The sequence below is a fragment of the Cupriavidus sp. 21MJTG02-4 genome, assembly GCF_057798975.1.
The window spans coordinates 43,451-54,382 of record NZ_JBYOJP010000029.1 but is presented as its reverse complement, the minus strand read 5'-3'; the positions used below and the strand labels follow the sequence as shown (position 1 = coordinate 54,382).

Below are 10,932 nucleotides of genomic sequence, written 5' to 3'. Positions count from 1 at the left end.
CGAGTTGGAACCACCCCTTCCCATCCCGAACAGGTCCGTGAAACGACTCCGCGCCGATGATAGTGCGGATTACCCGTGTGAAAGTAGGTCATCGCCAGGCTCTTACAATGCAAAACCCCTCGACAGCATGTGCTGCGAGGGGTTTTTGCTTTGGTGGCTGCGTTCGCGCATGGCGAAGCGGCTTAATATCGCATGATCGTGTTTTTCGAATCAAAATCTCATGGCGATTGAGCGCCCGTGGTACCTCTATCTGCTCGAATGCACGGGCGGTTCGATCTACACCGGCATTACCACGGACGTGGCGCGCCGCTTCGCGCAGCATCAGGCCGGCAAAGGCGCGAAATACACGCGTTCGCGCAAACCGTTACGGGTACTGGGACAGATTTCATTTCCATCGAAATCCGAAGCGTTGAAAGCGGAATTGGCGACGAAGCGCATGAGTCCGGAGGAAAAGATGGCCTTTTGCGCGACGCTGGAGCAGCACGGCTCCTGAAAGAAAAAAGGCGTATGCCGCAAGGGCATACGCCTTTTTGCCACTTCTGGCAGGTCAGACTACCGTCAACGTCACTTCAATATTGCCACGCGTCGCATTCGAGTACGGGCACACCTGGTGCGCCTGCTCGACCAGCTTTTCCACGGCTTCGCGCTCGAAGCCCGGAACGGAGATCTTCAGCTCAGCCTGGATGCCAAAACCCTGAGGGATCGGACCAATTCCGACCGAGCCTTCGATTGACGTATCCGCCGGCAGCACGATCTTCTGCTGGGCAGCAACGTGGCGCATGGCGCCGATAAAGCAGGCCGAATAGCCAGCCGCGAACAGTTGCTCCGGATTCAGGCCATCGCCCTTGCCGCCCATTTCCTTTGGCAGTGCCAGCTTTGCATCAAGCTGGCCGTCGGACGTCACTGCTCGGCCATCGCGGCCTCCGGTGGCGGTGGCATGGGCGGTGTACAGGACTTTTTCGAGTTTCATGGAAGCTCCAGGGTAGTGTGGCCCATCAGGGCAAGTGAGCCGACGCTCTGATCTTCAGGCGGCTGCTCAGGGATCGTTCGCGCATGTTCCAGCGTCGACCGTAATGCATGCAGGCGCTGCGTCAGTGCCTGAATTTCAGTGATCGGACACTGCGTCGCGCATAGCAATTTTTCCGGGATGCCGACCGCGGACTGTCGCAGCGTGCGGCCTGCATCCGTCAATGCCACCAGCACGCGGCGCTCATCGTCGGCGTCCCGCCTGCGACTCAGGAGTCCTGCGCCTTCCAGCCGTTTCAACAGCGGCGTCAGCGTGCCGGAGTCCAGTGCCAGGCGGCTTCCGAGTTCAGATACCGTCTGCTGCTCGTGCTCCCACAGCACCAGCATGACCAGATATTGCGGATAAGTGAGTCCGAGCTCATCCAGCATCGGCTTGTACGCCTTGGTCATCGCAAGCGATGTCGAATAGAGAGCGAAACATAGCTGCTGGTCGAGCAGCAGCCAGTCTTCCTTGCGTTGGTTGATCGCGTCGTCCATGTCGATATCTTATACGCAATTAGATTGTGCGCAAGATAAAGTTGAAAATTACGAAAGGTGACGCATGGTGCGGCCGCCGCTTTAAGGGTGTCTTAAGTCTCGCTGGTTAGTATCCAACCGTCGCGCCACCTTGCTTACCCGCACCGGCGCCCGCGTATTGCTGCGAAAGGAGATTCCATGATTCGCCAGACCATTGCACGTACCGCCATTGGTTTTGCCGCGCTTGCCGCGATCGGTGGTGGCTATGCTTACCTGCAGAAGGAAGTCATCACACCGGGGTACGCCGCGTCCGCGCCTGCCACGGTCGCCGCGCCGGGGCAGTCCGTCGCCGTGGCCTCGCCGATGGATTTTTCCGGCATTGTCGATCAGTACGGACCCGCCGTCGTCAACATCAGCGTGACCGCGCGCGCGCAGCGCACGGCCATGCAGGCGCCATCTGGAATGGATCCTGACGATCCGCTGTTCCAGTTTTTCAAGCGGTTCGGCCCGCAGTTCCAGGGTCCGCAAAGCGGCCAGCAACTGGTAAAGGGCCTGGGCTCGGGCTTTATCGTCAGCCCTGACGGCCTGATCCTGACCAATGCGCACGTCGTTGACGGCGCGCAGGAGGTCACCGTGAAGCTGACTGATCGTCGCGAGTTCAAGGCCAAGGTGCTGGGCACCGACCCGCAGACCGACGTCGCGGTGATCCGCATTGATGCCAAGGACCTGCCGGTAGTCCGTCTGGGCGATCCGTCGCGCGTGAGGGTTGGCGAGCCAGTGCTGGCCATCGGCTCGCCCTATGGATTCGAGAACACCGTGACCGCGGGCATTGTCAGCGCGAAATCGCGCTCGCTGCCTGACGATACCTACGTCCCGTTCATCCAGACCGACGTTGCCGTGAACCCGGGCAACTCGGGCGGCCCGCTGTTCAACCAGCGTGGCGAGGTGATCGGCATCAACTCGCAGATCTATAGCCAGACCGGCGGCTACCAGGGGCTTTCGTTCGCCATTCCGATCAACGTGGCAACGAAGGTCGAGCAGCAACTGGTGGCGCATGGCAAGGTCACGCGTGGCCGGCTTGGCATCTCGGTGCAGGAAGTCAACCAGGCCCTGGCGCAGTCCTTCGGCCTGCCCAAGCCGTCCGGTGCGCTGGTCAATTCGGTCGAGGCGGACAGCCCGGCGGCGAAGGCCGGTCTCAAGCCTGGCGACGTGATCGTGCAACTCGACAATGAGGTCATCGACCATTCGGGCGACCTGCCCGAACACGTCGCGGATATCAAGCCGGGCACCGACACGTCGCTGAAGATCATCCGCAAGGGCCAGCCCATGACGCTGTCGGTGAAGGTGGGCGCCGCCAAGGAGGAGTCCGTCGCGCAGAAGGGCGGCGACAACCAGGCGGGCGGCCGGCTCGGGCTGGCCGTGCGTCAGTTGACGCCTGCGGAGAAGCGCCAAAGCGGGATCGAGGGCGGCCTCGTGGTGGAAGACGTTGCCGGTCCCGCCGCGCGCGTGGGCATCCAGCCCGGCGACGTGATCCTGTCGCTCAACGGTACGCCGATCGGTTCGGCCGACCAGTTGCGCGCGCTGGTGGCCAAGTCCGGCAAGCAGGTGGCACTGCTGGTTCAACGCGACGAAGCACGTATCTTCATTCCGCTCGACCTTGGCTGACATCCACGCAAGCGTTTACCGATAAGGCTTCCGGGTCTTTCGGTCGCCGTATACCGGGGGTATACGGCGACGTTTACGGGCGGTATACGCACCGTATACGAACCGGGTATACCACCCGCGAACCCTTGCCGGAAGCGGGTTTCGGCGCAAGGAAGGGCTTACAGAAAGCGCGGCAGCAGGTATGATCTCGACTGCGATGCACGAAGCATGCGGCGGCACGGTCCGCCGACCTTGGTTCCTGCTCATTCGACAGAACAAGGAAGTCTATGCAGTTGGATTTCACCCGAGCCATTACACCGGGTCCCGAGAGAGCGCGGCGCCTTGCGCCCACCGCTCAATCTGCGCCGAGCCCCCGGCGGCGCAAGAAGGAAGCGCCCCCGCACTGGGAGCGCGGTTACCGTTCGCATTTTTACCGCAACGAGCGCGGCGAGAAGCTGGGCGAGGTTCGCCTGTCCGACCGCGGCGACGTGCCGGTGGTCTATCACTGGGCGGCGGGCAACTATTCCGGCGCTGAAGGATCGCTGGTCCATGCGCGTGCGCGCGTGGAAGAGACGATCGGCTTTGGCATGCGCCAGCTTTCGCTGTTCTGAGTTCTGATTTTCCTCCGGTCGCCACGTCGATGGCACCGCCCCACGTAGCGCCTTAGTCCAGGCGGCGCTGCAGCAGCATGTACACCGCAGCGGTCAGCGCCAGCACCGCAATCAGGCGGTAGAGATCCTCGCAAGCAATCAGACGGGACTGTTGTTCCACTATCCCGCCAAGCTGAGCCAGTGCGCCATGGCGAGCCTGCGCTTCATCCAGGCCTCGAGACACCAGTGCGGCCTGTACCGACTGTATCCAGAGCTGGGCTTCCGCGGTCCGTTGCCCCAGCGCGTGCACCAGGCTGTCATGCACGGCGAACTGCCGGTTTTGCAGCAACACCGCGCCAATGGCCGAGGCAAAGGAACTGGCAATCTGCCGCATCAGGTTCTTGCTGCGGTAGCCGTGCGCAAACTCTTCGCCGCTGAGTGAGCGGAATGTCAGACCCGCGATCGGGATGATGACCAGCACACCGAACAGTCCCTTGCCGACCAGGCCCCAGGCGAGCGCGGGCGGTCCGGCATCCGGCGGCATGCGCGAAAACCACCACGCGGTAGCGGCCATCAGCAGCAAGCCTGTCACCATCAGCGGCTTCTTGCGCGTCATGCGTGGTGCGTACCGCAGGTAGACCATGACCCCGGTCAGGCTCACCAGCGCTGCAAACGTGTTGAGCCATCCGGTCGTGGCGAGAGGAATCCGCAGCGCTTGCTCCGCGTAGATCGGAAACACGTAGGCGCTGAGGTTGTTGATCATGTAGTACACGAAGTACATCCCGATCCCGGCCAGGTAGACGGGGTTGCGCAGTGCCCGCAGGTGCAGCACCGGCGCCTCATGGTGCCACTGATGCCATAGGAAGACAGCGAGCAAGCCCAGGCCGGCAGCGGCGATCAGTGCGAGCCGTATCGGATGGGAAAAGATGTCGAAGCGGGCCTCGGTCATGGCGGCCTGCAGCGTGACGATAGCAGCGCCGAACAGCAGTAGCGGGCCGAGGGCCGGGCTAGGGGACGGTTTGCGCGGCTCGGCATCCGGCAGCAGTACCCAGGCGCCTAGGGCGGCCAGCGCGGCAAACGGCAGCGCGCCGTAGAACACGTCTTGCCACACGCCGCGATCGACCAATTCGGCCGCGAGCGCAGGCCCGAGAGCGCTCGCCACGAAGATGCCCGTCATGAAGATGCGGCTGGCGCGCGGCCGGTCAACAGGGCCAAACAGGACGGCCACCAGGATGCGGCAACTCGTGAACAGTGCGCCGCCGCCGAATCCCTGCACGAAGCGCGCGCCAACGAGTTGCGTGAGCGAGTGGCTGGTGGCCGCGGCGAGCGTGCCCGCCATGAAGATCAGCAGCGCGCCGGTCACGTAGTAGCGGTAGCCGAAGCGGCGCGACAACCATTGCTGCTTGAGGATCATGAGCATGCTGCCCACGGCGTAGGCGGCTTGCGCCAGCGCGAAGCTGCGAGGATCCGCGTCGACACCGCCCATGATGTGGCTCGATGCGAACACGAACATGATGTTCTCGAGAAACTCCACGCCGGTGGCCAGGGCCAGCAGCATCATCAGCAGGGTCTGGCGCTGCCGGTGGCTGAGCCACCGCAGCCAGCGCAAGCTCAGGCGCAGCTGCCAGAGCGGTTGCCAGCGCGATCCCGGATTCATGGCTGCAGCGCCTGCAGGCTCTGGTGCAGCCGGTTCAGTACGCGCGTGCTTGCGGCCACGCTGCTTTCGCCCACCGGTGCCCAGGCTTCGCCATAGGCCGCGTGAACCAGCGGTAGCGCTCGCTCCAGGAGCCGCCGGCCGGCCGGTGTGAGCGTCAGCTCGAGCGCGCGGCGATCCTGCGCGGAAGCCTGGCGACGAACGAGGCCGCGCACTTCCAGGCCGTCGAGCAGCCGGGTCATCTGCGTGCGCGTGGCGTCGATGGTTGCGCCAAGCTCGGACGGCATGCTCGGCTGTCCTTCGTCGACGGCAAGCATGCTGAGGACCAGGTACTGACTCATGTCCAGGTCGAACGGGGCCAGCGTCCGGTTGATGTGGTCGCGCAGCAGGCGCGCGGTGCGAAGCAGCAGGCGGGACGCCAGGATCAGGTCGCGGGGTGCGTCCGGATGGGCGGCGCTGAAGCGCTCGATACGTTGCTCGAAGGACATGGCGGAGAGGGCACACAGTCGCGGCTTGGCTGCGCGAGTGCTTTCATCTGTAATAGTTACGGATGAAATTATATCAGACGGGACCAATCTCGCCAGTCACCGTGTTCTGGCCGTGCCGCATGCGAAGGCTGGCCGACAAGTGGCGCGCGCCCGTGCGCAGCTTTGCGAGTTCCGCCGTCCGCCGTGCTTCTGGCATCGCGCCGTACCGCAGACCGATGTAGGTGCCGATGAAGGCATGAATGGCCGACGCCGCGTGTGGCAGCCGGGCCGCCGCGCGTTGGGCGAATGCCTGCGGACCCTCTGCCGCACCGCGCTCGCAACCATGCCGCGCCAGCATGCGGCAGACCTGCGCGTAGCTCGCTTCGACCGGGTCGAGCCGGCGGCGGCGCAGCCACAGTGGCACCAGTGCCAGCAAGCTCAGGGCGGCCAGCCCGCAGGCGAGCCCTTGTGCCACGCTGATGCCAGGCAGCCATTCGCCGAAGAGCCGCTCCTGCTGGCTGCGATCGTACTGCAGGACCCAGCGCTGCCATGTGTAGGTCAGCCCGTCGTAGGCCCAGCGCAGGTTGCGCAGCCAGCCGGCTTCCTGGTCCGGCGACCAGACCCCGGATTCCTGCCCGCCCAGGGCGGCATCGAGACCCTGTTCGACACGGCTGGGGGCCACCGCGCTGGTCGGGTCCACGCGTACCCAGCCGCGTCCATCCAGCCAGACCTCGGCCCAGGCGTGGGCGTCGGCCTGCCGCACGATGTAGTGGCGTCCGATCGGGTTGTACTCGCCGCCCAGGTAGCCGGCCACCACGCGTGCCGGCACCCCCGCCGCACGCATGAGGAAGACGAAGCTGCTCGCGTAGTGTTCGCAGAAGCCGCGATGCGTGTCGAACAAGAAGCTGTCGATCTGTTCCGTGCCGAGCGGCGGTGGCCGCAGCGTATAGCCGAACGGCGCCGAGGCGAACAGGCGCAACGCGGCCTGCACGCGCTGTGCCGGGTCGGCGTAGCTGCCGGCCCAGCGCGCGGCCAGCTCGCGTGCGCGCGAGTTGCCCGGCGGCAGGCTCAGGGCCAGTGACCGCGTGCGCGCCGACAGGGTTTCGGGCGCGGACATCAGCGCGGAGCGTGCCCGGTAGCGGATGCGCTGGTCGACCGGCGTAGCCAGGAAATACTCGCCATCCGCGGAGACCCGCGCATTGACGTTCAATGACACCGCCACGCCGCGGTCCAGCGTGAACAGCCAGCGCTGCTGGCTGGGCTCGAGCGTGACGGTGTAGTCGACGTTGCCCGCTTGCCGTGCGCCGACCGATGGCGAAGGCTCCGCGGGCGTCGTGGACTGCTGGCGCTGCGGCATCGGAAGCCAGCTTGCGCCGTCGAACTGCCACAGCACCAGGGCGCGCCAGTAGAGCGCCCCGGAGGGCGGCGCATTGCCATCGATCTCGGCGCGCAAGGCGACTTCCGTCGAGCGTACGAGCTGCACGACGCTGCCCGGACGCATCACGTCGCTGATGCCGGTCCGGGACATCGGCGCCGATGGCGGTAGTTGCCACAACGGACGTTCCAGGCGGGGGAACAATACGAACAGCACGAGCGCCCAGGGCAGGCCGATCAACGCCATGCGGCCCAGCAGCGGCCAGATGGCCAACTGGCCTCGCGCCTCCGGGTGGTGCAGCAATAGCCAGTTGCGCAGCACCCATGCACCGATCGCCACGCTATACAGGGCCAGCCAGAACGGCTGATCGGACAGGTAGAGCGTCAGCAGCAGGTAGAACGACAGCTGCGTGACCAGGGTCGCGTCCGCCAGGCTGTGGCACTCCAGCAGCTTGAGCACGACAAAGGCGCCCAGCATGGCGACGGCAAGGTCGCGCATGGTGCCGCCGCCATCCTGCCAGATCAGCGCGGCGGCGATGCCAAGGACCAGCACGGCCGCCATGGCAAGGATCGCCCGCGAGGGCAGCGGCGCACGCCTGCGCCACAGCAGCCAGCGCCAGCCCAGCAGCGCGAGCAGCAGCAGGCTGATCGACACCGGCAGCATGCGCGCCTGCGGCGCGAGTACCAGTGCGAGCTGGCCGAGCAGGATGCCGTGATCCTGGTGCGCCAGCGGACGTGCCGGCGTGCTCATGCCGCACCTCCGTGGTCTGGCGCGCGCCACAGCGCCAGCGCCTCCAGGCACGCGCGGCGATGAACCGTGCCGCGGGCGGGCCGGATCTCCACGCCGGGCAGGCGCAGGCCGACTTCCGCCTCGTCGCCGGCCGCCAGCAGCCACGCGCACAGCCGTGACAGCCGGGCCTCGGCCGGCATGCCGGCCGGCAGGGCGTGCCAGTCCAGCCAGCGCATCGGCCGCGCGGGCGGCTCGCCGGCGCGGCTCATCCAGCGGCCGGTGCGCGCGCTGTGCTTCCAGGCAATGCGATGCAGCGGATCGCCGCTGCGGTACTTGCGCAACTGATCGATGCCTTCGTCGGTGGCATGGCCGTTGGCGTTGGCGTCCTCGCCCGCGTCCAGCGCGGCCATCGGGGGCAGCGGCGGCGCGGCGGGCTCTGGCGCCGGAAAGACCAGCACCGACAGGCCCAGGTCCGCATATCCCCAGACCCGGAACAGCCCGAACGGAAAGCGGCTGGACACGGTGACGCGGGGAACGCGCAGCCAGCCGCGTCGCGTAGCCGGCACCAGCAGTGTCAGCGTGCGGTCGCTGGTCGCATCCAGCGTGACGCTGGAAGGCGCAGCCGCGGGCATGGCGGCGATGCGGCCTTCAATGCCGATGCGGGCCTGAGTGTCGGTATTGGGCAGCCGCAGCGCGAATGCCGCGTCCTGGCCGGCGAAGGCATCCCTGGCCGCCACACCGGGTTCGGCCATTACGCACAGGTCGAGCAGGTTCCGATACGCCGTCCACATGCATGCCATGCCGATGCCCGCCAGCAGGAACGTGAGCCCGAAGCCCAGGCTGATGTTGTAGTTCAGCGAGGTCACCAGCATGGCCAGCAGCAGGACGGCGAAGCCGAGGCCGCCGCGCGTGGGCAGGATATAGAGGCGCCTGCGGTCCAGCCGCACCTCGCGTTGTTCGGGGACTCGCGGAGGCCGGAACCAGCGCCGCCGGTATGGCGCGGTGCCGGGCAGCGGCAACGCGGCATGGCGGGTGGCCGCGGACCGGTCGCGCGGCATGGCCGTCAGGGGATGGGCACGCCGGCCAGCAACGTGGCCACGCTGTCCGTGCCGGTCCGCGCGCCGGCGGGCGCCAGGCGGTGTGCGGCCACAGCGCTAAAGACTGCCTGCACGTCTTCGGGCAGCACCATTTCACGTTGATCGAGCAACGCCCACGCCCGGGCACAGGCCAGCAATGCCAGCCCCGCGCGCGGCGACAATCCGGCCGCAAACGCGCTGCTGGTGCGCGTGGCCTGCACCAGCGCCAGCACGTAGTCCACCAGCGCGGGGCTGGCGTAGACCTGTGCCGCGGCGTCCTGGAAAGCCAGGACCTGGGCAGCGTCCATGGCCGGCTCGGCCTGCGGCGGCGTGGAGCCGCCCAGGTACAGCACGCGTTCGAACGCGGCGTCGGGGTAGCCCAGCGACAGCCGCATGGTGAAGCGGTCCAGCTGCGATTCGGGCAGTGCGTGCGTGCCGAGCTGTTCGAGCGGATTCTGCGTGGCGATCACGAAGAACGGCGATGGCAGTGCGTGCGTGGCGCCGTCATACGTGACCTGGCCTTCGGCCATGGCTTCGAGCAGCGCGCTCTGCGTCTTGGGCGGGGCCCGGTTGATTTCGTCGGCCAGCACCACCTGCGCGAAAACCGGCCCGCGATGGAAGCGGAAATCTCCCGAGTCGCGCACGAACACCGAAACGCCGATCAGGTCGGCGGGCAGCAGGTCGCTCGTGAACTGGACGCGCTGGTACTGGAGCCCGAGCGTGCGGGCCAGCGCGTGCGCCAGCGTGGTCTTGCCCACGCCGGGCAGGTCTTCCAGCAGCAGGTGGCCGCGCGCCAGCATGCACGCCAGCGCCAGGCGGATCTGGCGCGGCTTGCCCAGCACGATGCGGCCAAGCCGGGTCTGGGCTTCGGCGAGCGTAGCGACGATGCGCGGGCGAGCAGTCACGTTGGCCTCGGCTGGAAGACAGGGAATTCGCGCATTGTAGCGGCGTGCGGCTTGCACGGCACAGTCTGTTTCCGCACGAAGACAGCATTTGCCCGGTCGCACGCGCCCGCCAGGCCGGGCGAGGTCCGCCGGGTTCTGGCATCATCGTCGTGTCGGCCGTGTCCTGGCCTGAATTCCCCCCTGCCGCAATGACCTCCCCGCTGGACGCTTCCCCCTTTCCGTCTGCCACTTCCAACGAACCCGATCCCGCCGCGCTGCAGCGCCTGGCCGAGGCATTCCATCAGGATGGCTTCATCGTCCTGCGCGGCTTTGCCCCCGAGGAGGCTTGCGCCGCGCTTGAGGCGGTCACGCGCACCCACCTGAACGCGGCCATCCCGCCCGTGGAGTTCGAGGCCGATCTGGGCTATCCGGGGGCACCGGCCCATCGCGATGCCGCCGGCGGCGGCACGGTCAGGCGCCTGCGGCAGGCCTACGGCCGCGACCAGGTGTTTCGCGACTGGGCCACCGACCCGCGCCTGGTGGTCGTGGTGCAGTCCCTGCTCGGCGAACCCGCGCGCATCACGCTGGCGCACCATAACTGCGTGATGACCAAGCATCCGCACTACGGCAGCCAGACCGGCTGGCACCGCGATACCCGCTACTGGTCGTTCATCAGTCCGGAGCTTGTGACGGTGTGGCTGGCGCTGGGCGACGAGGACGAGCGCAACGGCGTCCTGCGCGTCATCCCGGGCTCGCACAAGGCGCGGCTGGAGCCGGGCCAGCTTGACCCGGCCGAGTTCCTGATCGAAGCGCATCCGGCCAGCGAGCCCTTGCTGCAGGGCGCCGCGTCGCTGGCGCTGCATCGCGGCGACGTGCTGTTCTTTGACAGCCGGCTGTTCCATGCCGCGGGGCGCAACAGCTCGAATGCGGTGAAGCTGTCGGTGGCGTTCGCCTACTTTGGCGCGAGCAATCGCCCGATAGAGGGCACGCGCTCGGCGGAGTTCGGCAGCGTCGAACTGTAGCGCCGGCTG

General features: G+C 66.8%; 11 protein-coding genes and 1 rRNA gene. 5 read left to right on the top strand and 7 right to left on the bottom strand.

The window, feature by feature from the left end; genetic code table 11:
- Together rrf and AC3FKH_RS32870 are read left to right on the top strand one after the other, a co-directional pair.
- Window positions 1-100 (top strand): 5S ribosomal RNA (gene rrf, locus AC3FKH_RS32875); the annotation flags it as partial.
- Window positions 101-220: 120 nt separating this feature from the next.
- A complete protein-coding gene (locus AC3FKH_RS32870; RefSeq protein ID WP_488679774.1) occupies window positions 221-493 on the top strand; it encodes a GIY-YIG nuclease family protein in 273 nt (90 codons plus the stop codon).
- Window positions 494-547: 54 nt separating this feature from the next.
- Here AC3FKH_RS32870 and AC3FKH_RS32865 read toward each other — a convergent pair whose 3' ends face one another.
- Complete coding sequence (locus tag AC3FKH_RS32865; RefSeq protein ID WP_011301667.1) at window positions 548-970, bottom strand: organic hydroperoxide resistance protein; 423 nt, start codon at window positions 968-970, stop codon at window positions 548-550.
- Window positions 967-1,503, bottom strand: a complete 537-nt coding sequence (locus AC3FKH_RS32860; RefSeq protein WP_488679773.1) for a MarR family winged helix-turn-helix transcriptional regulator — start codon at window positions 1,501-1,503, stop codon at window positions 967-969. Before AC3FKH_RS32860 ends, AC3FKH_RS32865 begins: the two co-directional genes overlap by 4 nt.
- Window positions 1,504-1,680: 177 nt before the next feature.
- Between AC3FKH_RS32860 and AC3FKH_RS32855 the strand changes: the two genes are divergently transcribed.
- Together AC3FKH_RS32855 and AC3FKH_RS32850 are read left to right on the top strand one after the other, a co-directional pair.
- The gene (locus AC3FKH_RS32855; RefSeq protein WP_488679772.1) at window positions 1,681-3,147 is read left to right on the top strand and encodes a DegQ family serine endoprotease; all 1,467 of its coding nucleotides are present in this window, start codon (window positions 1,681-1,683) and stop codon (window positions 3,145-3,147) included.
- 266 nt (window positions 3,148-3,413) lie between these two features.
- The gene (locus tag AC3FKH_RS32850; protein WP_483712613.1) at window positions 3,414-3,737 is read left to right on the top strand and encodes a hypothetical protein; all 324 of its coding nucleotides are present in this window, start codon (window positions 3,414-3,416) and stop codon (window positions 3,735-3,737) included.
- Between the two features lie 52 nt (window positions 3,738-3,789).
- Here AC3FKH_RS32850 and AC3FKH_RS32845 read toward each other — a convergent pair whose 3' ends face one another.
- From AC3FKH_RS32845 to AC3FKH_RS32825, 5 genes are all read right to left on the bottom strand, one after another.
- On the bottom strand, window positions 3,790-5,373 hold the full coding sequence (locus AC3FKH_RS32845; RefSeq protein ID WP_488679771.1) for an MFS transporter: 1,584 nt from the start codon (window positions 5,371-5,373) through the stop codon (window positions 3,790-3,792).
- Complete coding sequence (locus AC3FKH_RS32840; RefSeq protein ID WP_488679770.1) at window positions 5,370-5,858, bottom strand: MarR family winged helix-turn-helix transcriptional regulator; 489 nt, start codon at window positions 5,856-5,858, stop codon at window positions 5,370-5,372. The genes AC3FKH_RS32845 and AC3FKH_RS32840 overlap by 4 nt, the downstream gene beginning before the upstream one ends.
- Window positions 5,859-5,931: 73 nt before the next feature.
- Window positions 5,932-7,962, bottom strand: coding sequence for a transglutaminase TgpA family protein (locus tag AC3FKH_RS32835; protein ID WP_488679769.1), 2,031 nt, complete (start codon window positions 7,960-7,962; stop codon window positions 5,932-5,934).
- On the bottom strand, window positions 7,959-8,999 hold the full coding sequence (locus AC3FKH_RS32830) for a DUF58 domain-containing protein (RefSeq protein ID WP_488679768.1): 1,041 nt from the start codon (window positions 8,997-8,999) through the stop codon (window positions 7,959-7,961). The genes AC3FKH_RS32835 and AC3FKH_RS32830 overlap by 4 nt, the downstream gene beginning before the upstream one ends.
- Window positions 9,000-9,004: 5 nt before the next feature.
- Window positions 9,005-9,922, bottom strand: coding sequence for an AAA family ATPase (locus tag AC3FKH_RS32825; protein ID WP_488679767.1), 918 nt, complete (start codon window positions 9,920-9,922; stop codon window positions 9,005-9,007).
- Window positions 9,923-10,110: 188 nt separating this feature from the next.
- Between AC3FKH_RS32825 and AC3FKH_RS32820 the strand changes: the two genes are divergently transcribed.
- Window positions 10,111-10,923 (top strand): phytanoyl-CoA dioxygenase family protein, encoded by an 813-nt coding sequence (locus tag AC3FKH_RS32820; protein WP_488679766.1) that lies wholly within the window; start codon window positions 10,111-10,113, stop codon window positions 10,921-10,923.
- Window positions 10,924-10,932 lie beyond the last annotated feature (9 nt).

Coding starts and splice junctions, on each gene's coding strand:
- AC3FKH_RS32870 (WP_488679774.1), top strand. CDS start 221: ATGGCGATTGAGCGCCCGTGGTACCTCTATCTGCTCGAATGCACGGGC.
- AC3FKH_RS32865 (WP_011301667.1), bottom strand. CDS start 970: ATGAAACTCGAAAAAGTCCTGTACACCGCCCATGCCACCGCCACCGGA.
- AC3FKH_RS32860 (WP_488679773.1), bottom strand. CDS start 1,503: ATGGACGACGCGATCAACCAACGCAAGGAAGACTGGCTGCTGCTCGAC.
- AC3FKH_RS32855 (WP_488679772.1), top strand. CDS start 1,681: ATGATTCGCCAGACCATTGCACGTACCGCCATTGGTTTTGCCGCGCTT.
- AC3FKH_RS32850 (WP_483712613.1), top strand. CDS start 3,414: ATGCAGTTGGATTTCACCCGAGCCATTACACCGGGTCCCGAGAGAGCG.
- AC3FKH_RS32845 (WP_488679771.1), bottom strand. CDS start 5,373: ATGAATCCGGGATCGCGCTGGCAACCGCTCTGGCAGCTGCGCCTGAGC.
- AC3FKH_RS32840 (WP_488679770.1), bottom strand. CDS start 5,858: ATGTCCTTCGAGCAACGTATCGAGCGCTTCAGCGCCGCCCATCCGGAC.
- AC3FKH_RS32835 (WP_488679769.1), bottom strand. CDS start 7,962: ATGAGCACGCCGGCACGTCCGCTGGCGCACCAGGATCACGGCATCCTG.
- AC3FKH_RS32830 (WP_488679768.1), bottom strand. CDS start 8,999: ATGCCGCGCGACCGGTCCGCGGCCACCCGCCATGCCGCGTTGCCGCTG.
- AC3FKH_RS32820 (WP_488679766.1), top strand. CDS start 10,111: ATGACCTCCCCGCTGGACGCTTCCCCCTTTCCGTCTGCCACTTCCAAC.